Below are 17702 nucleotides of genomic sequence, written 5' to 3' on the forward strand. Positions count from 1 at the left end.
TCCTTAAAAGGCCTGCCCGGCCTTGACCCCGAGCTTTTTAAGCGCCATGGCCAGGGGGCAAAAGCCGGTAAAGGACGCTTGCAGCAGATTGGCGCCCACAAAAGCGGTTAGCCACAGCCAATAGGGACTGACCAGCCAGGCCAGCAGCAGGCTTACCAGCACCATGGCGCCGGCAAAACCCATCACCAGTTTGTCGATGTTCATCATTCACCTCCACAAAGGGCTTGGCGCACCGCGCCTTCAAGCATGGTCAGGCCACCACGGCGTCCCTGGGCCAGAGCACTGTCCAAGGACTCTCCTTCGCAGTGATAAGCCATGGCCGCCAACATACCCCCCGCCCTATTGGCCGTGCCGCAGTGCAGCAGCACCGGCTTGGGCGCCTCGGCCAGCAAGGCCCGCAGTGCCTGGCAATTGTCGGCGTTCATATCCTTGGGGCCAGCGATGGGCAGGTGGTGATAGCACAGGCCAAGACCCGCCGCCACGCGTTGCTCGTCAAAAGACTGCTCACTATTCAAGGTCAGGTTGATAACGGTTTTAACGCCCTGCTCGGCGCACAGCGCCAGCTCCTCGGCCGAGGGCTGACCGGCGCAGAACAGGCCATCTTGATACAGATGACAAGCTGAAACGGGTAAAGACATGGCACACCTCCTTATACCCCCAAGGGTATTAAGAGAGCACGGAAAGATCAATATACCCCATAGGGTATAAATGCTAAGTAGGTAAAATAAGGCGTTTTTTTGTTGCTTATTGGCAAAATGCCAATAACACTCAAAGCCATACAGGATGTATCACGGCAATTTTGCAGCGTCAGGGAACGGCACTCATGACCCCAAGTACCACCCGTGTTTTACCCCCACTCGTGACCTTTTTTGCCTCCCGTCGGGGGCGCCCATGATGAACGCTGCCCTGCCTTTGGAGCCTGCCGCCTACTTTGATGTGGTGGTAATTGGCGGCGGCCCGGCCGGTACGGCGGCGGCCCTGACCCTGCTAAAGCAGCCAGCGCTGTCGATATTGGTGCTGGAGCGGGGTGATTACCAGCAAGAAAAGGTGGCCGAAGCCATTTCGGCCGGCATGTGCGATCTGCTGCAATACCTGGGGGTGTGGGAGCCCCTTTGCCAGCAACAGCCCTTGAGCCTTTGGGGTCAGCAAAGCGCCTGGGGCCACCCTTGGCTCGATGACGACGCGCCACATTTTGGCCAGTTCGGCCACAGCTGGCATATCAACCGGCGGGCCTTCGATTTGCTGATGGCAGAACAAGTCAAGGCAAGTGGTGGCCAGGTATCGACCCGCAGCCAGCTGCGCCAGGCCCATCGCACCGTCAATGGCTGGCAGTTGCAGGTCACGGACAAAGACAACCGCGACAGCACTATCGCTTGTCGCTACCTGATAGATGCCGCTGGGCGCACCTCGCCTTGGTCGCTGCTGGCCGGCGCCAACAGGGTGCGCTACGACAACCTCTTGAGCCTCTCCAACTGGCTGCCCAAACACCCTGACGCTGATGACACAGCGCGGGTGGAGAGTAATGAATGGGGCTGGTGGAGCGCGGTGCCCCAAAGCGACGGGCGCACCGTGGTGTCCTTGATGAGTGACATGGAGCTGGTGAGAAAGCATCGGCTCGCCTCCCCCCAGGGCTGGTTTGCCCTGCTGGCCCAAAGCCGCCATATCGCAGCGCAGGTAGAGCGCCCACCGATACTGCCCACGCCTCGGGCCAAACCGGCCTTTTCGGCGCTGCTGCGCCCGGCCATGGACGCCCCCATAGTGGCGGCCGGTGACGCCGCTGCCGCCCACGATCCGGTGGCCGAAAGCGGCCTTAGCCATGCCCTTTGCACCGGGGTTCAGGCCGCCAGAGCGGTGGTGGAAAGCTTGGGAGGTTCGAATAAATTCTTATGGGCCTATCACGATAGCCTGGCTCGGGAGTTTAGCCATTACCTTCGCAGCCACGGCCAGCTTTATCAGGCCGAGCAGCGCTGGGCCGGCGCCGATTTCTGGCGCTTTCGCACCACCCAGCCTTCGTTAAGCCCCGGCACTATTGTTTCCAGTGCCCAAAGCCCGACCAAAGCCTCCATCTTCGTGCCGGGCATGGTAGCCCGGCGCTTGTTGGAACTGGCCAAGGTGCCCAAACCGGCGGCGCGGATTGTGGCCGGCCTTCGCGAAGAAATGCCCGACCTGCCGGTCGAGCGCATCCTGCTGGCCATGGAAGAGCTACTGCTGGTAGGCCGTTAGCTCTGAATAAGCCGAAGCGGCGTGCGCCTAAGAAGCGGCCAGAGCCGCAACAGGGCTGGCAGCGCCACGCCGATAGCGCCGCCCACCAGGGCCGATACCGCCAGCAACCAATGCAGGTTCACCGGTAGCTCCAGCACCTGGGTTTGCAGTAAGTACAGGCTGAGCTGGCTGGTCAGCCCCGCCATCAGCCCCGCCAGGGCACCGAGCAGCAGGAACTCTATCCCTAAGGCGCGAAACAGGGTTTTATCCGAGGCGCCAAGGGTGCGCAGCACGCCAAGGTCGCGGCGCCGTTCATCCAGGCTGGCCTGCACCGCCGCCAGCAGCACCAACAACGACGCTGCCACCACCAGCACCCAGACAAATTGCAGCGCCAGCGCCACCTGGCCAATAAGGCTTCGGATCTGGCTGAGAATGGCGTCCACGTCAATCAGGGTCAGGGTGGGATGGCCTCGAAGCAGCTCGGCAAGCTGCGGCCGGTATTGGCTGTCTAGATGAAAACTGGCGATATAACTGGCCGGGAAGTCTTTAAGCACCGCCGGGCTGAAGATCATGAAAAAGTTGGGCTGCATGGACTGCCAGTCCACCTTGCGGATACTGGTGACCTTGGCCGAGAAATCGTCGGCCCCCAGCCGAAAGGTGACGCTGTCGCCGAGTTTCAGGTTAAGGCGCTTGGCCACCCCAGACTCCACTGACACCTCACCTTGAGCGTCATCCTCGGGCCACCACTTGCCCTCGATGAGGGTATTTTGGGGCGGCAGACCCTGGCGCCAGGTGAGGTTCAGTTCCCTGTCTATACCTACCCGGCCGCCACGGGCGTTGTCGTCGCCCTCGGCGCCGGGCTCGCTTGTTTCTTCGCCATTGATGGCCACCAAGCGTGCCCGCACCACGGGGTAGAGATCGGACGATTGGGTGCCGTACTGGCCAAGGAAGCTTTCCACGTCTTGCACTTCCTGGGGCGCCACGTTCACCACAAAGTAGTTGGGAGCGTCTTCCGGCAGGCTTTTTTGCCAATCGGCTAATAAGTCGGTCTTGATAAGCTGCACCAAGATCATCAGCATCAGCGCCAGGGTAAAACTGCCCAGTTGCACCAAGGTGGCGCCCCGGCGCCGCTCAAGGCCAGCCACCGCCAGGCGCCAGGCGCCGCCCAGATGCCGGGTGCGGCCCAAGAGTTTTAAAAGCACCATGCTGACGACCGCCACCGCCACCACTGCCACCCCAACCCCGGCCGCCACCGCTAGGGTGAGCTTGAGGTCACGGGTGAACAGCCCCACCGCCGCAAAGAGCGCCACCAAAACCAGCAGATAATGGCTCCGCCCCTGCCCTTGCTGGCCAGCCCCTTCGCGCCATACATGGATGGGCGGCACTTTTAAAAGCCGCCAAAGCGGCCAGGCGGCAAACGCCAGAGTGCAGATGCTGCCCACCGCCAGCCCCAGCCATAAAGGCTCCCAGGTGGCGGGGGGCAGCTCTTTGGGCAGCATGTCGCCGTATTGGGCGACAAGCACTTTGACAAGGCCGAGGCCCACCCCCAGGCCCAGCAGCGAGCCGGTGCCCAGCACCAATAGCAGCTGGCCGGCAAAGAGTGCCACCACTTGGCGGCGCGAGCCTCCCAGGGCCTTGATAAGGGCCACGGTGTCGATATGCGAGTCGCAAAAACGCCGCGCCGCCACACCGATGGCCACCGCCGCCAGCAGCACTCCCATCAGGCTTGAGAGCAGCAAGAACCGGTCGGCCCGTTTCAGGGCCACGCTGATGGGCGAGTTGGCCCGGCTGATATCGGTAAATTCGGCGCTGGGGGGCAGCTCGCCGTCAAAACTCGCTTCAAAGTCTTTAAGGGCCTTGGGAGAGCCGGTAAAGAGCCAGCGCCAGCTGACCCTGGAGCCTGGCTGGATGATGCGAGTCGCGGCAAGGTCCGCCTGGTTCATCAGCGCCGGCGGCGCGGCGGCAAAGACGTTAAGGCCCACGTCTGGCGCCTCAATCAAAAAGCGGGTCAGTTTAAGGCTCGCATAGCCCACCTCGATGCTGTCACCCCGTTTGACCCCAAGGGCCTGGGCCAGCCGAGGGTCCAGCCAGATGGCGCCGGGAGCCGGGCCGCCCCTTGCCACCTGCACCGCTCCGGTGAGGCTGTCGGCCACTTTCACCTCGCCGCGCAGCGGATAGTGGTTGTCGACGGCATAAACGGCGCCAAGCTGCATGGCATCATCGTGAATAAGCATGGTGGAAAAGCGGGTCTGGCGGCTTTGGGTAAGACCGCTTTGCTCGATTTTGGCGCTAAAGGCCTTAGGTAACGGCTGGCTGTAACGCAGCACCAGGTCGGCCGCCAAAAAGCTCGAGCCTTTGCGGTTAAAGGCCTGGCTCAGCACCTCGGAAAACCTTGCCAGCGACACCACCGACGCCACCGCCAGCAAGATGGCAAACAGCATGATAAGCACATCGGCCCGTTTCAGCTCCCGCCAGAAAAAGCGGCCAATCAGCTCAGGCCGCATCATCCTGCACCTCCAGGCGGCCGTCTTTGAGGCTCAGCACCCGTTGGCAGCGCCGGGCCAGCACCGGGTCGTGGGTTACCAAAATGAGGGTGGTACCAAAATCGCGGTTAAGGGCAAACAACAGGTCGGCCACGTGCTCGCCGGTGTGGGTGTCGAGGTTGCCGGTGGGCTCGTCGGCAAAAAGCAGCGCCGGGTTGGTGATAAAGGCGCGGGCAATGGCTACCCGCTGCTGCTCGCCGCCGGAAAGCTGCGCCGGGAAATGCCCCAGCCGTTTACCCAGCCCCACCCGTTCCAGCAGCTCGCTGGCGCGGGGACGGGCGTCGCGGTCGCCTTTGAGCTCGGCGGGCATCATCACGTTTTCAAGGGCGGTCAGGCTTGGGATAAGCAAAAACTGCTGGAACACAAACCCCAGCTCACTGGCGCGAAGGGCGGCAAGCTCATCTTCGCTGAGTTTGGCCATGTCTTTACCCGAGAGGCTCACCGAGCCTTTGCTGGGCTGGTCCAACCCCGCCAAGAGCCCAAGCAGCGTCGATTTACCGGAGCCGGAGGCGCCCATGATGGCAAGCGTCTGGCCGGCCTCGACCTTGAGTTCAACGCCGCTCAAGATCTCAAGGGCGGTACCATCGGCACTGACAACAGACTTGGCCAATTGGCGCACTTCAATTACGGCATTACTCATGGGGGCATCCTGTAGGGCAGCATCTATTTGACCTTAACCGCCTTTGCCGTTGCCGCCAAGCGGGCAGCGGCTGTTAGCCGTTAGTCGCAGTTAAGATGCAATTTGGCCGCAGACCGGATAGCTTAAGGCCATGACATTTGGGGGATCTTTATGAATTTAACCTGGTCTGCCTTAGGAGACAGGGCGCTGGTGCTGACCTTGGATCAGTGCGATACCCAGGCCCAGCGCCAGTTGCACTGGTTGGCCAAACAACTGGCGGCTTGCCAAGGGGTAAGCGAAACCGTGCCCGGCATGGGCAACCTGACCTTATTACTGGAAAGCCCGGCCTGCCCCATGGCGCCGGTGGCCCAAAAGGCGCTGGCGCTGTGGCAAGAGCGACCAGAAGCGGCCAACGTGGGCAAATTGCACCGCATCCCGGTGCGCTACAAAGGGCCGGACCTGCATCAGGTTGCCGAATACACCGGTCTTACCGAAGATAAGGTGATCGCCCGCCACAGCCAGGTGGTTTACGAGGTGGCCTTTGTCGGCTTTATGCCCGGCTTTGCCTATCTGACCGGCATGGATAAACGCCTGGCCATGCCAAGGCGCGCCGAGCCGAGGCTGCAGGTACCGGCCGGGGCCGTGGCCATTGCCGGCCAGCAAACCGGTATTTACCCGCGCCAAAGCCCGGGCGGCTGGCAGATCATCGGCTACACCGACTCGCCGCTTTTTGACATCAACCAAAGGCCCCCGGCCCTGTTGCAGCCCGGCGACCAAATTCAGTTTGAGGTGAGCCGTGATTGAAGTGCTCAAAGGCGGCATCATGGCCAGCATCCAAGACGGCGGCCGCCCCGGTTATCGCAGCCAGGGGATACCCGCTGGCGGCGCCATGGACCCTTTGGCCCTGGCGGTGGCCAATCTGCTGCTGAAAAAACCGGCCGACGCCCCGGCAATCGAAATCACCTTCGGCCAGACCCAGCTGCGCTTTAAAAAGGCCGGCTGGGTAGCGCTGACCGGCGCCGACCTTGGCGCCAGCTTTAACGGCGAGCCCATTACCCCAGGTTGGCGTTTTAAGGTCGAGCCCGGGCAAATTCTGCACTTTCGCCAGCCCAAGCACGGCTTTCGCGCCTACCTGGCCCTGAGCGGCGAGATAGCTGCGCCCAAGGTACTGGGCTCTGCCAGTGTGGATCTGGGCTCGGGGTTCAATAAGCCCCTTGCCACCGGCGAGGAGCTTGATTGGCAACCAGCCGGTGACTTTAACGGCCCGCTTTATGTGAGGGTGCCGGAAACCGGGCGCCTTAGGGTGCTGCCGGGGCCGGAGTTTCAAACCTTCGACAAACTGGCCCAAGGCATTTTCTGGCACACCGACTGGAAAATCACTGCCGATGCCAACCGCATGGGCTATCGCCTGGCTGGCCCCAGCCTGCACCGGCTGGTGGGGGACGAGCTGCCCTCACACGGGGTGGTGCCAGGTACGGTGCAGGTGCCGGCCAATGGCCAGCCCATCATCCTTGGGGTCGATGCCCAGGCCACCGGCGGCTACCCGGTATTTGGGGTGATCGTGGCAAGCGATCTGTGGCAGATGGGGCAACTGGGCCCGGGGCGGCAAATAAGCTTTATCCCCACCACCCAGGACGAGGCGCGCCAGGCCTGGCAGCAGCACTGCGATTACCTCAAGCATGTGGAGCAGTACGTTGCAGCGAATTGATTTTAATGCCGATCTTGGCGAAGGCGCGCCTTTTGACCGGGAGCTGATGGCGCTGGTGAGCTCGGCCAACATCAGCTGTGGCTTTCATGCTGGCGATGTGGCCCTTAGCGCCCGCACCATCGACTTGGCCCTGGAGCACAACGTCGCCATCGGCGCTCACCCCAGCTTTGACGATAAAGCCAACTTTGGCCGCACCCCCATGGCGCTGAGCCCCAATGCGGTGTTCGACCTGGTGCTCTACCAATGCGGCGCTATCAAAGCCCTGGTGGAGGCAAGGGGCGGGGTATTGCACCACGTCAAACCCCACGGCGCCCTCTATAACCAGGCCGCCCAAGACGCAGACTTGGCTGGCGCCATCGCCAAAGCCGTCAAGGCCCTCGACCCTAAACTCAAGCTCTATGGCCTGGCCGGTAGCCTGTCGCTTCAAGCGGCCCAAAACATTGGGCTTGAGAGCGTATCCGAAGTCTTTGCCGATAGGCGCTATTTAAGTGATGGCAGCCTGATGCCCCGCAGCCAGCCGGGGGCGGTATTGAGTGACGACGACGAGGTGCAAGCCCAGGTGCTGGCCATGGTGCAGCGCGGTGAGGTTATCGCCGCTAACGGCCAGCCCGTTGCCCTTGCCGCTCAGACCCTCTGCCTGCACGGGGACAACGCCCATGCCCTGAGCCTTGCCAAGCGCCTCCATCAGCGCCTTGGCGCCCTTGGCATTCATATCGAGGCCCCCTGATGGACGCCGTTTCCTACTGGCCATTGCTGGGGGTATTGGTGGTGGTTGTCGGCTTTGCCCTTCGCGCCAATCCGTTGCTGGTGGTGACCCTGGCCGGGGTGGCAACCGGCCTTGCCGCCGCCCTGCCCTTTACCCAAATTCTGCGCTATCTGGGCGAAGGTTTTACCCACACCCGCACTTTGAGCCTGATTTTGGTACTGCCGCTGGCCGTTATCGGCCTTTTGGAGCGTAACGGCCTACGCGAACAAGCCGGCAACTGGATTGGCCGCTTTAAACGCATCTCCGCTGGGCGCCTGCTGGCGCTGTACCTGCTGGCCCGGGAAGTCACCGCCGCCCTCGGCCTTACCAGCCTTGGCGGCCACCCGCAGATGGTGCGCCCCTTGCTGGCGCCCATGGCCGAAGGCGCTGCTGGCAAGGCCTTTGGCCCGCTCAGCCATGAAGAGCAGCAAAGGCTTCGCGCCATGGCCGCCGCTACCGACAACGTTGGCCTCTTTTTCGGCGAAGACATCTTTGTGGCCTTTGGCGCGGTGATGCTGATGCACAGCTTTCTCACCGAAAACGGCATTGACGTGGAGCCGCTGCATATCGCCTTTTGGGGCATTCCCACCGCCCTTTGCGCGCTGTTGATCCATGGCAGCCGGGTGCTGTACTTAGACAGACAACTGGCCAAAGGCTGGCTGCGGAGGCCGCGGTGAGTATCAGTTTTTTCTACGCCCTGGCCGGGGTTTTGCTGTTGGGTAACGCCGTATTAACGGCCCTGGATAACAGCCACCCCAGGCGCTTGGCCTCAAGCCTGTTTTGGGGATTGTATGGGCTACTGTTTTTACTGGGCGACTGGCTGCCGCCAATGCTGTGCGGCGCTCTGGTGCTTTTGATGGGGCTATTGGGGGGGCTTAACCTCGTTAAACCCAAGGCCCATCAAGAACCCGACGCCAAGGCCCGTGAGCAAGGGGCGCTGCGCCTTGGCAGCCGTCTGTTCTGGCCGGCCCTTTGTATTCCGGCCATCACTCTTGCCGGCAGCCTCGCTTTTCCCTGGCTAAAGGAGCAGGGCTTTGACTGGGTGTCGGGCAACGCCACCCTGGTGAGCCTCGGCATCGCTTGCGTTATCGCCTTTGCCCTTGCCTGCCGTCTCACCCGCGAGTCGCCCCTACAAGGGCTCAAAGAAAACAGCCGCCTGGTAGACGCCATCGGCTGGGCACTGCTGCTACCGCAAATGTTGGCCACCTTGGGCATTTTGTTTGCCAAGGCCGGCGTCGGTGACAGCGTGGCAAGCCTGGTGGGCGAGGTGCTTCCCAAGGGCGTGGAATTTTGGGCCATCGCCGCCTACGCCATTGGCATGGCGGTGTTTACCATGATCATGGGTAACGCCTTTGCCGCTTTCCCTGTGATAACCGCTGGTGTCGGCATTCCCTTTCTTATCAACGATTACCACGGCAACCCGGCCGTGATGGCGGCCATCGGCATGTTCAGCGGCTACTGCGGTACCCTGATTACCCCCATGGCCGCCAACTTCAATCTGGTACCCGCCGCCTTGCTGGAACTGGACGACCGGCATGGGGTGATAAAAGCCCAGTTGCCCACCGGCCTGATGTTGCTGGGGGCCAATATCCTGCTGTTATGGTGGTTGTTATGAAGATATTGCTGACCGGCTTCGAACCCTTCGGGGGCGAGCCTATCAACCCCTCCTGGGAGGCGGTAAAGGCCCTGGCGGGCTACCGCGACGCGGTGGTGAGCCTGATGCTGCCCTGCGTGTTTGATAAAAGCCTAGAGGTGCTGGGGGATGTGGCAAGGGCGCTGGAGCCAGAGATCATTCTTTCGGTAGGCCAAGCCGGTGGGCGAAGCGGTATTAGCCTTGAAAAGGTCGCCATCAACCTCAACGACGCCCGCATTCCCGACAACGCCGGTGCCCAGCCGGTGGATAGCGCCGTTATCGAAGGAGCGCCCAACGCCTATTTTGCCTCACTGCCGGTTAAACGCCTGACAGCGGCCCTGAAGGAAAAGCAAATCGAGGCCCAGGTATCGTTCAGTGCCGGCACCTATGTGTGCAACCATGTATTCTTCGGCGCTTGCCACCTGGCACAAAGCCTTCTCTCTAGGCCTTCGGTAGGGTTTGTCCATATTCCCTTTTTACCGGAGCAGGCCGAGCGTAACGGCCACGCCCCAGCCATGGCCCTTGCCGAGCAGATAACCGCCCTGAAGGTACTGATTGATGCCCTGCTGGCCGGAGGCGATGAGCTTCACACCAGCGCCGGCACCACCCACTGATAAAGGAACCCGCCATGCGCAAACTGCTGTTATTGCTGCTGATTGTCAGTCCCTTTGGCTGGGGCAAGACGCTGCTTATCATGGGCGATTCCCTGAGCGCCGGTTATGGCCTTAAAACCGACCAAACCTGGGTCAAGCTGCTGTCTGATAAGGTTAAAGACCAAGCCGACGGCTGGCAGGTGGTCAATGCCAGCGTCAGCGGCGAAACCACCGCCGGCGGCCTAAGAAGACTGCCGGCCATCCTCAAGGAACAAAAGCCGGCCCTGGTGCTGATTGAGCTGGGCGGCAATGACGGCCTGCGCGGCTACCCCATCGCCACCATGCAGGAAAACCTCGAAAAGATGGTCCGCCTCAGCCAGCAGGCGGGCGCCAAGGTGATGGTGATGGAGATTTGGCTACCCCCCAATTACGGCCCCCGTTACCTCGACCGCTTCAAGGCCACTTTTAAAACCGTTGCCGACACCACTGGCGCTTCTTGGCTGCCCTTTTTCGGTAAGGACATCGCCCTTGATAACGGCATGATCCAAGCCGACGGCATTCACCCCACCGCCAAAGCCCAGCCGCTGATCATGGAAGCGGTGTGGCAGGATGTGAGCCCCGCCCTTCGCTAAACAATAGCCACAAAGATGCGATAGCAAATCAAGCCAAGGATGGCGAGGGTACCTATCCACATCATCAACACACCGGAGTTTTGGGCCCGGTCGTTAAAGCCAAACCCCAGCATGGCAATGCCAAAGCAGAAAATGCCAAATGAAACCCAGAATGCGTCCATAACGCCCACCCTTGCTGCTTGATTGTTATGTCACTTCTATCCTATTGCCCAAGCAGGGCTTTCTCCATAAAACAGATCAATAAAAGCGCGGCGTAAATCTTAAAACCCGAAGCCCACTGCACCAATATGACCACGCCAGCAGGCAGCAGCCTTGCCTGAGATGGGCTCACCCGCAGTAATAAGTCCCATAAAAGGCCACTCCCGCAGGCGGTCTTGGGGTTTGGTGGCGCTAGGCGGGGTAAAGCTCGAAGCCTGAAACACGGCTTTGGGCGCAGCTTTACGCGAGCACAGGACGTGCGAGCCGGCAGGCGGCGCCAGGGACGGCTCATACCGCAGTTCTTTATCGAGGCTCTGGTTGCGCGGCAGTTGCTCTGCCGTTCTGAAAAAGAAAAAGGCCACTCTTTCGAGTGGCCTTTGTTTTTGGTGGAGCTAGGCGGTAGCGAACGGGGCAACCTTTGCCGCCGACCTCTTTTCCGGCATAACCGAAATCCGCTTTGTTCCTAATTGGTGGAGCTAGGCGGGGTAAAGCTCGAAGCCCGAAGCACGGCTTTGGGCGCAGCTTTACGCGAGCACAGGACGTGCGAGCCGGCAGGCGGCGCCAGGGACGGCTCATACAGCAGTTCTTTATCGAGGCTCTGATTGCGCGGCAGTTGCTCTGCCGTTCTGAAAAAGAAAAAGGCCACTCGAATGAGTGGCCTTTGTTTTTGGTGGAGCTAGGCGGTAGCGAACGGGGCAACCTTTGCCACCGACCTCTTTTCCGGCATGACCGAAATCCGCTTTGTTCCTAATTGGTGGAGCTAGGCGGGATCGAACCGCCGACCTCTTGCATGCCATGCAAGCGCTCTCCCAGCTGAGCTATAGCCCCAAATTGTGGCGTCCCCTCGGGGATTACGAAACGCGGCGCGTTTCGCCCTTCGGGCCAGCCTTTCGGCTGTTCTAAAACGCGTTGCGTTTTAGTCGAACTGCAGGGTTTCTCACCCCTAGGGAACGCTTCTGGTAAGCATTACCTCAGTTCTAAATTGGCGTCCCCTAGGGGATTCGAACCCCTGTTACCGCCGTGAAAGGGCGGTGTCCTAGGCCTCTAGACGAAGGGGACAAAATTTGCGATTTCGACGCACTGCGTCGCAGCAAATTTTATAAGGTGAGGTTTTGCTGGCAAAACCGAGCGACATATTCTGTCTATCACCCCATCAGTTCTAGGTAACTGATGTTTTATTTGGTGGAGCTAGGCGGGATCGAACCGCCGACCTCTTGCATGCCATGCAAGCGCTCTCCCAGCTGAGCTATAGCCCCAAATTGTGGCGTCCCCTAGGGGATTCGAACCCCTGTTACCGCCGTGAAAGGGCGGTGTCCTAGGCCTCTAGACGAAGGGGACAAAATTTGCGATTTCGACGCACTGCGTCGCAGCAAATTTTGTAAGGTGAGGTTTTGCTGGCAAAACCGAGCGACATATTCTGTCTATCACCCCATCAGTTCTAGGTAACTGATGTTTTAATTGGTGGAGCTAGGCGGGATCGAACCGCCGACCTCTTGCATGCCATGCAAGCGCTCTCCCAGCTGAGCTATAACCCCAAAATCTTGTATCAACCTGCTTTGCTGGTGCAGGCCGAATTATTGCTCTTTTCAGAGCTGATTACCGCTATGAAGCCGCAATCTTTATTTGGTGGAGCTAGGCGGGATCGAACCGCCGACCTCTTGCATGCCATGCAAGCGCTCTCCCAGCTGAGCTATAGCCCCAATGATAGGGGAGGCGTGCTCCCCTTCAGTGCGAGGCGCATTCTATGCAGCCCCTATTTTCCTGTCAACACGCTTTTGTCAGTCAGCGGCGCGTTTGGCGATAAAATCAACGGCTTGGTCCAGACGGGCCAGGCAGCGGGTTTTACCGATAAGGTGCGCGGTCACATCCAGCGACGGAGACTGGCCGGCGCCGGTGATGGCAACGCGCAGCGGCATGCCCACTTTGCCCATGCCCACACCCAGTTCGTCGGCGGTACCTTGGATGGCGTCGTGGATGGCTTCAACTGTCCAGTCGCTCAGTGCGGCCAGCTTCGCCTGCACCAGCTCCAGTGGCTCTTTGGCCACGGGGCGCAGGTGTTTCTTGGCGGCGCCTTCTTCAAACTCGCTGAAGTCTTCGAAGAAGTAACGGCTTTGGGCAGCCAGTTCCTTGAGGGTATTGACCCGCTCACCCAGCACGGCAATCACGGCCTCAAGGCTTGGGCCATTGCTGGTGTCGATGGCTTGGTCAGCCATGTGCCACTCAAGGAACTTGGCCACTTCCGCTGCCGGCAAGGTACGGATGTAGTGGTTGTTCAGCCAGTTGAGCTTTTCGGTGTTAAAGGCGCTGGCGGCTTTGTTGACCGCTTCGAGGGTAAAGAGCTCGACCATCTCCTGGATGCTGAACACTTCTTGGTCGCCATGGGACCAGCCCAGACGCACCAGGTAGTTGAGCAGCGCCTGGGGCAGGTAGCCGTCGTCGCGGTATTGCATGACCGACACGGCGCCATGGCGCTTGGAGAGTTTTTTACCGTCGTCGCCCAAAATCATCGACACGTGGGCATACACCGGCACCGGCGCGCCCAGAGCTTTGAGGATGTTGATTTGGCGCGGCGTGTTGTTGATGTGATCTTCACCACGCACCACGTGGGTGATGCCCATGTCCCAGTCGTCGACCACCACACAGAAGTTGTAGGTGGGGCTGCCGTCGGTGCGCTGGATGATTAAGTCGTCCAGTTCCTTGTTGCCAATCTCGATGGGGCCGCGGATTTGGTCATCAAAGATAACGCTGCCGTCTTCGGGGTTTTTGAAACGGATAACGAACGGCTCGTCGCTGCCATGCTCGCTGTGGTCATGGCGGCATTTGCCGTCATAACGGGGCTTCTCGCCCTTGGCCATTTGCTCTTCACGCATGGCGTCGAGGCGCTCGACGGAGCAATAGCATTTATAAGCCGTGCCGGCTTCGAACATCTGCGCGATGACATCGCGGTAACGGTCAAAACGTTTGGTTTGGTAGTAAGGGCCTTCGTCCCATTTCAGATCCAGCCAGTTCATGCCATCCATGATGGCTTCAATGGCTTCTGGAGTGGAACGTTCCAGATCGGTGTCTTCAATACGCAGCACAAACTCGCCATGGTGATGGCGGGAGAACAGCCAGGAATACAGAGCGGTGCGGGCGCCGCCAACGTGAAGAAAACCAGTAGGACTGGGAGCAAAGCGAGTTTTGACTTTCATGGACACACTTATCTGTTGAAAGGCCGGAGCGGGACAAGGGGCTTATTCTAGCACCGCAACCAAGGGACCCAAACACCCAAGGCGCTGAAAAATTCAGCATTCAAGCGGGGTTGCGGTGAATTGGGTTGACAGTGAAAAAGCCCTCCCTATAATACCGCTCCACATGGCAGGGGTGATTAGCTCAGCTGGGAGAGCACCTCCCTTACAAGGAGGGGGTCACTGGTTCGAACCCGGTATCACCCACCACTGTTCTTGTTTAGATAGGGAAAGTACCTCCCGCTGATACAAGAACCGGGGATAACGAGTCCAACTCGATATTTCCCACCCTATTCCTCTCGAGGAACCTGCCAGCCAAATTAAAACGTGTCGTCAGTCTTCCCAGGACGCCACTACAGATTTAGGGTGATTAGCTCAGCTGGGAGAGCACCTCCCTTACAAGGAGGGGGTCACTGGTTCGAACCCGGTATCACCCACCATATAAATTGGTTTTTGTCTTCTGCGAGAGCACCTCCCGCCGATACAAGAACCGGGGATAACAGGCTCAAATCTGGTATCGCCCACCATATACAACGTGTCGTCACGCTTCCCAGGACGCCACTATAGATTTAGGGTGATTAGCTCAGCTGGGAGAGCACCTCCCTTACAAGGAGGGGGTCACTGGTTCGAACCCGGTATCACCCACCATATAAATTGGTTGTTGTCTTCTGCGAGAGCACCTCCCGCTGATACAAGAACCGGGGATAACAGGCTCAAACCTGGTATCACCACCATACAAGTTGGTTTTTGTCTTCTGCGAGAGCACCTCCCGCGGATACAAGAACCGGGGATAACAGGCTCGAAGCTGGTATCACCCACCATATACAACGTGTCGTCACTCTTCCCAGGACGCCACTACAGATTTAGGGTGATTAGCTCAGCTGGGAGAGCACCTCCCTTACAAGGAGGGGGTCACTGGTTCGAACCCGGTATCACCCACCATATAAATTGGTTTTTGTCTTTCGCGAGAGCACCTCCCGCTGATACAAAAACCGGGGATAACAGGCTCAAACCTGGTATCGCCCACCATATACAACGTGTCGTCACGCTTCCCAGGACGCCACCACAGATTTAGGGTGATTAGCTCAGCTGGGAGAGCACCTCCCTTACAAGGAGGGGGTCACTGGTTCGAACCCGGTATCACCCACCATATAAATTGGTTTTTGTCTTCCGCGAGAGCACCTCCCGCTGATACAAGAACCGGGGATAACAGGCTCAAATCTGGTATCACCCACCATATTAGAAAGCCACCTTCGGGTGGCTTTTTGCTTTATTACGATTGCCAAGGTGCAGCACCTCCCGCTGATACAAGAACCGGGGGTAACAGGTCCAATCCGGTATCACCCACCATATTAAAAAGCCACCTTCGGGTGGCTTTTGCTTTTCTGACTTTGGGTGATCTAGGTGCAGTACCTCCTGCCGATACAAGAACCGGGTAACAGGCCCAACCCGGTGCCATCCACCCTGTTGAAGGGCCTCCTCTCCCTACCCTTGCCGCTTGTGAATACTCCGCTGATTGTGTTAATGGTATTTTATATACCGTATACAAAAAGGAATCGGCGATGATCATGCGTTACTTCCCTATGGCAGGTGTCAGCCTGCTAGCAGCCTTGGCGCTGTCTGCTTGCCAAAGCCAGCAGGCCAGCCCGCTAGCCGGGGTCTGGCTTTTTGGTAAAGAGGTTCAGGACTTCCCCGGGGTGCGAATGATAGAGATAAAGGCCCAGGGAGATGGTTACACCGGCACCATGACCACCGACTGGTACGGCCCCATGCCGATGAAAGACCTGGCAGTGAAAGACGGGGTGGCCACCTTTGGTATATTCAATGGCAATGCCCGGGTCCCGGTTAAAACCTGGACGGCTCGCCTTGACGGCGACAAGCTCCATGTCACTGGCGAGGTCTGGTACGGCAAGCTCGATAACGATGCGGTGCGTGGCAGCCAAGCCGACGCCGAAAAGCGCCGCTTTCATCTAACCGCCCTGCCCCCTTATGCCGAGCTAAAGCCTGATGGCCTTGCCCAAACACCGCCCATGGGCTGGAGCAGCTGGAACAAGTTTGCCGATCACATCGACGATAAAACAGTGCGCGAAATTGCCGATGCCATGGTCAGCTCCGGCCTTCGCGACGCCGGGTATCGCTACATCAATATCGACGACGGCTGGCAAGGCCAGCGCGGCGCCGATGGCCAAATTCGGCCCAACTCCCGCTTTCCCGATATGAAAGCCCTGGCCGATTACGTGCATGGCAAGGGCCTCAAACTGGGGATTTACAGCTCTCCTGGCCCCAAAACCTGCGCCGGTTACGAGGGCAGCTACGGCCATATTCAGCAAGACGCCGCCACCTACGCCGCCTGGGGCATTGATTATTTGAAATACGATCTGTGCTCGGGCGAGGCCTTCTATCAAAGCGCCGAGCAGATCCGTGCCAGCTACCAAGAGATGGGCCAGGCACTGCGCGCCACCGGCCGCGCCATCGTCTATAGCCTTTGCGAATACGGCCGCGGCGATGTCGGCAGTTGGGGGAGAAATGTCGGTGGCCACCTGTGGCGCACCACAGGCGACATTGAAGATAAGTATCAGGTAATGGCCAAGCTCGGCTTTGATGGCAACGGCAGCCCCCAACATGCCGGCCCCGGCGGCTGGAACGACCCGGACATGCTGGAAGTGGGCAACGGCGGCATGAGTGTTGAAGAATACCGCACCCACATGACCCTATGGGCCATGTCAGCCGCGCCGCTATTGATGGGCCACGACCTTCGCAACATGGACCGGCAAACCGCCAGCCTGCTGGAAAACCCCGAAGTGATCGCCATCGACCAAGACGCCCTGGGGATCCAGGGGCAAGCGGTTCGAAAAGAAGACGGCGCTGAGATTTGGGTCAAGCCCCTTGCTGGCGGCGCCGTTGCCCTGGCGCTCTTTAACCGCACCGATAAACCCCAGAGCATCGAATTTAGCGCCAAAGACGCCGGTTTAAGCCAACTGGCGACCCTTCGCGACCTTTGGGCACACCAACCGCTGGTCACAGACACCCGGCACATTACGCTTCCAGCCCATGGTGCGGCACTACTTAAGGTCAGTGGCAACGCGCTGTAAAAAAGGCCGCTTAGCGGCCTTTTTTATTTGATATCAGTGGAGCGGTACACCGTTTTAATGAGATGCCAGCCAAACTTGGTTTTCACCGGGCCATGCACTTCAAAAAGCGGCTTTTTAAAGACCACATTGTCAAAGGCTTTGACCATATCGCCCTTGCGAAACTCCCCTAAGTCACCGCCTCTTCGCTTGGAGGGGCACAAGGAATGCTGCTTGGCCAGCTTGTTAAAGTCGGCCCCTTTTTTCAGCTGTTCAAGCAGCTTCTCGGCCTCTTGCTGGGTTTTCACCAGAATGTGATATGCGCTGGCTGTGGCCATCATTTTGCTCCTCTTGCTAAGGCCGCTATTGTCCCACCGCCAGCCTTAGCCGCCAAGACCGCCATGGCTTTCGCATTGTTCGTAGCCAGCCATCTTTTGACAGCCAAGAAACGTACAACGCCTTACCACATAGTTTTTGCAATTGCTGAAAAACTGTGTACACATGAACGCAACCTATTGTCGTACTTTCATTTTC

General features: G+C 59.2%; 16 protein-coding genes and 11 tRNA genes. 14 read left to right on the forward strand and 13 right to left on the reverse strand.

All coding sequences use genetic code 11. The features are described 5' to 3' along the window. Positions 1-3: 3 nt before the first annotated feature. Complete coding sequence (locus EDC28_RS04620) at positions 4-204, reverse strand: YgaP family membrane protein (RefSeq protein ID WP_123420822.1); 201 nt, start codon at positions 202-204, stop codon at positions 4-6. Beyond that, on the reverse strand, positions 204-638 hold the full coding sequence (locus tag EDC28_RS04625; protein WP_050660861.1) for a protein tyrosine phosphatase family protein: 435 nt from the start codon (positions 636-638) through the stop codon (positions 204-206). Before EDC28_RS04625 ends, EDC28_RS04620 begins: the two co-directional genes overlap by 1 nt. Before the next feature lie 253 nt (positions 639-891). Between EDC28_RS04625 and EDC28_RS04630 the strand changes: the two genes are divergently transcribed. Next, complete coding sequence (locus EDC28_RS04630; RefSeq protein ID WP_170164030.1) at positions 892-2223, forward strand: NAD(P)/FAD-dependent oxidoreductase; 1332 nt, start codon at positions 892-894, stop codon at positions 2221-2223. Here EDC28_RS04630 and EDC28_RS04635 read toward each other — a convergent pair. Then, positions 2220-4709, reverse strand: coding sequence for an ABC transporter permease (locus EDC28_RS04635; RefSeq protein ID WP_123420823.1), 2490 nt, complete (start codon positions 4707-4709; stop codon positions 2220-2222). The two genes, EDC28_RS04630 and EDC28_RS04635, sit on opposite strands and share 4 nt — an antisense overlap. Beyond that, positions 4696-5385: an ABC transporter ATP-binding protein gene (locus tag EDC28_RS04640; RefSeq protein WP_050660858.1), complete on the reverse strand. Its 690-nt coding sequence runs from the start codon at positions 5383-5385 to the stop codon at positions 4696-4698. Before EDC28_RS04640 ends, EDC28_RS04635 begins: the two co-directional genes overlap by 14 nt. Positions 5386-5535: 150 nt before the next feature. On the opposite strand from EDC28_RS04640, the gene pxpB reads away from it, so the two are divergent. Genes pxpB through EDC28_RS04675 form a run of 7 tightly spaced genes read left to right on the forward strand, consistent with a single transcriptional unit; the run spans position 5536 to position 10675 of the window. Beyond that, positions 5536-6168: a 5-oxoprolinase subunit PxpB gene (gene pxpB / locus EDC28_RS04645; protein WP_123420824.1), complete on the forward strand. Its 633-nt coding sequence runs from the start codon at positions 5536-5538 to the stop codon at positions 6166-6168. Then, positions 6161-7072 (forward strand): 5-oxoprolinase subunit C family protein, encoded by a 912-nt coding sequence (locus EDC28_RS04650; RefSeq protein ID WP_123420825.1) that lies wholly within the window; start codon positions 6161-6163, stop codon positions 7070-7072. The genes pxpB and EDC28_RS04650 overlap by 8 nt, the downstream gene beginning before the upstream one ends. Then, a complete protein-coding gene (locus EDC28_RS04655) occupies positions 7044-7799 on the forward strand; it encodes a 5-oxoprolinase subunit PxpA (protein ID WP_123420826.1) in 756 nt (251 codons plus the stop codon). The genes EDC28_RS04650 and EDC28_RS04655 overlap by 29 nt, the downstream gene beginning before the upstream one ends. After that, positions 7796-8494 carry a DUF969 domain-containing protein gene (locus tag EDC28_RS04660; RefSeq protein ID WP_123420827.1) on the forward strand — a complete coding sequence of 233 codons (699 nt, stop codon included), beginning with the start codon at positions 7796-7798 and terminating at the stop codon, positions 8492-8494. The genes EDC28_RS04655 and EDC28_RS04660 overlap by 4 nt, the downstream gene beginning before the upstream one ends. After that, complete coding sequence (locus tag EDC28_RS04665; protein ID WP_123420828.1) at positions 8491-9432, forward strand: DUF979 domain-containing protein; 942 nt, start codon at positions 8491-8493, stop codon at positions 9430-9432. Before EDC28_RS04660 ends, EDC28_RS04665 begins: the two co-directional genes overlap by 4 nt. Beyond that, the gene (pcp, locus tag EDC28_RS04670; protein ID WP_244946539.1) at positions 9429-10064 is read left to right on the forward strand and encodes a pyroglutamyl-peptidase I; all 636 of its coding nucleotides are present in this window, start codon (positions 9429-9431) and stop codon (positions 10062-10064) included. The genes EDC28_RS04665 and pcp overlap by 4 nt, the downstream gene beginning before the upstream one ends. A 14-nt stretch (positions 10065-10078) precedes the next feature. Then, positions 10079-10675, forward strand: a complete 597-nt coding sequence (locus EDC28_RS04675; protein ID WP_123420830.1) for an arylesterase — start codon at positions 10079-10081, stop codon at positions 10673-10675. Here EDC28_RS04675 and EDC28_RS20100 read toward each other — a convergent pair. The 8 genes from EDC28_RS20100 to gltX form a co-directional block, all read right to left on the reverse strand. Next, complete coding sequence (locus EDC28_RS20100; RefSeq protein ID WP_170164031.1) at positions 10672-10836, reverse strand: hypothetical protein; 165 nt, start codon at positions 10834-10836, stop codon at positions 10672-10674. The two genes, EDC28_RS04675 and EDC28_RS20100, sit on opposite strands and share 4 nt — an antisense overlap. Before the next feature lie 789 nt (positions 10837-11625). Beyond that, a tRNA-Ala gene (locus EDC28_RS04690) sits at positions 11626-11701 on the reverse strand. 155 nt (positions 11702-11856) lie between these two features. Beyond that, a tRNA-Glu gene (locus tag EDC28_RS04695) sits at positions 11857-11932 on the reverse strand. Positions 11933-12053: 121 nt separating this feature from the next. Then, positions 12054-12129, reverse strand: a tRNA-Ala gene (locus EDC28_RS04700). A 6-nt stretch (positions 12130-12135) separates the two neighbouring features. After that, a tRNA-Glu gene (locus EDC28_RS04705) sits at positions 12136-12211 on the reverse strand. A gap of 121 nt (positions 12212-12332) precedes the next feature. Beyond that, a tRNA-Ala gene (locus EDC28_RS04710) sits at positions 12333-12408 on the reverse strand. 89 nt (positions 12409-12497) lie between these two features. Continuing rightward, a tRNA-Ala gene (locus EDC28_RS04715) sits at positions 12498-12573 on the reverse strand. A gap of 78 nt (positions 12574-12651) precedes the next feature. Further along, the gene (gene gltX, locus EDC28_RS04720; RefSeq protein ID WP_123420833.1) at positions 12652-14064 is read right to left on the reverse strand and encodes a glutamate--tRNA ligase; all 1413 of its coding nucleotides are present in this window, start codon (positions 14062-14064) and stop codon (positions 12652-12654) included. A 170-nt stretch (positions 14065-14234) separates the two neighbouring features. Between gltX and EDC28_RS04725 the strand changes: the two genes are divergently transcribed. From EDC28_RS04725 to EDC28_RS04750, 6 genes are all read left to right on the forward strand, one after another. Further along, positions 14235-14310, forward strand: a tRNA-Val gene (locus EDC28_RS04725). 154 nt (positions 14311-14464) lie between these two features. After that, positions 14465-14540 (forward strand) — tRNA-Val (locus tag EDC28_RS04730). A 132-nt stretch (positions 14541-14672) separates the two neighbouring features. Then, positions 14673-14748, forward strand: a tRNA-Val gene (locus EDC28_RS04735). 218 nt (positions 14749-14966) lie between these two features. Continuing rightward, a tRNA-Val gene (locus tag EDC28_RS04740) sits at positions 14967-15042 on the forward strand. A 132-nt stretch (positions 15043-15174) separates the two neighbouring features. Continuing rightward, positions 15175-15250: transfer RNA gene (locus EDC28_RS04745), tRNA-Val, on the forward strand. A gap of 412 nt (positions 15251-15662) precedes the next feature. Next, positions 15663-17192 carry a glycoside hydrolase family 27 protein gene (locus EDC28_RS04750; protein WP_244946540.1) on the forward strand — a complete coding sequence of 510 codons (1530 nt, stop codon included), beginning with the start codon at positions 15663-15665 and terminating at the stop codon, positions 17190-17192. Positions 17193-17215: 23 nt separating this feature from the next. Here the strand turns inward: EDC28_RS04750 and ppiC are convergent, their stop codons facing one another. Next, positions 17216-17509 (reverse strand): peptidylprolyl isomerase PpiC, encoded by a 294-nt coding sequence (ppiC, locus tag EDC28_RS04755; RefSeq protein ID WP_211355719.1) that lies wholly within the window; start codon positions 17507-17509, stop codon positions 17216-17218. Positions 17510-17702: the final 193 nt, after the last annotated feature.

Source organism: Gallaecimonas pentaromativorans, assembly GCF_003751625.1.
Taxonomy (GTDB): Bacteria; Pseudomonadota; Gammaproteobacteria; order Enterobacterales; family Gallaecimonadaceae; genus Gallaecimonas; species Gallaecimonas pentaromativorans.

What these genes read in the sequence shown, in the direction of transcription:
- EDC28_RS04625 (WP_050660861.1), bottom strand. Translation starts at nt 638, where the DNA reads ATGTCTTTACCCGTTTCAGCTTGTCATCTGTATCAAGATGGCCTGTTC.
- EDC28_RS20100 (WP_170164031.1), bottom strand. Translation starts at nt 10,836, where the DNA reads ATGGACGCATTCTGGGTTTCATTTGGCATTTTCTGCTTTGGCATTGCC.
- pxpB (WP_123420824.1), top strand. Translation starts at nt 5,536, where the DNA reads ATGAATTTAACCTGGTCTGCCTTAGGAGACAGGGCGCTGGTGCTGACC.
- gltX (WP_123420833.1), bottom strand. Translation starts at nt 14,064, where the DNA reads ATGAAAGTCAAAACTCGCTTTGCTCCCAGTCCTACTGGTTTTCTTCAC.
- EDC28_RS04620 (WP_123420822.1), bottom strand. Translation starts at nt 204, where the DNA reads ATGAACATCGACAAACTGGTGATGGGTTTTGCCGGCGCCATGGTGCTG.
- EDC28_RS04675 (WP_123420830.1), top strand. Translation starts at nt 10,079, where the DNA reads ATGCGCAAACTGCTGTTATTGCTGCTGATTGTCAGTCCCTTTGGCTGG.
- EDC28_RS04655 (WP_123420826.1), top strand. Translation starts at nt 7,044, where the DNA reads ATGTGGAGCAGTACGTTGCAGCGAATTGATTTTAATGCCGATCTTGGC.
- ppiC (WP_211355719.1), bottom strand. Translation starts at nt 17,509, where the DNA reads ATGATGGCCACAGCCAGCGCATATCACATTCTGGTGAAAACCCAGCAA.
- EDC28_RS04750 (WP_244946540.1), top strand. Translation starts at nt 15,663, where the DNA reads ATGATCATGCGTTACTTCCCTATGGCAGGTGTCAGCCTGCTAGCAGCC.
- EDC28_RS04640 (WP_050660858.1), bottom strand. Translation starts at nt 5,385, where the DNA reads ATGAGTAATGCCGTAATTGAAGTGCGCCAATTGGCCAAGTCTGTTGTC.
- pcp (WP_244946539.1), top strand. Translation starts at nt 9,429, where the DNA reads ATGAAGATATTGCTGACCGGCTTCGAACCCTTCGGGGGCGAGCCTATC.
- EDC28_RS04635 (WP_123420823.1), bottom strand. Translation starts at nt 4,709, where the DNA reads ATGATGCGGCCTGAGCTGATTGGCCGCTTTTTCTGGCGGGAGCTGAAA.
- EDC28_RS04630 (WP_170164030.1), top strand. Translation starts at nt 892, where the DNA reads ATGATGAACGCTGCCCTGCCTTTGGAGCCTGCCGCCTACTTTGATGTG.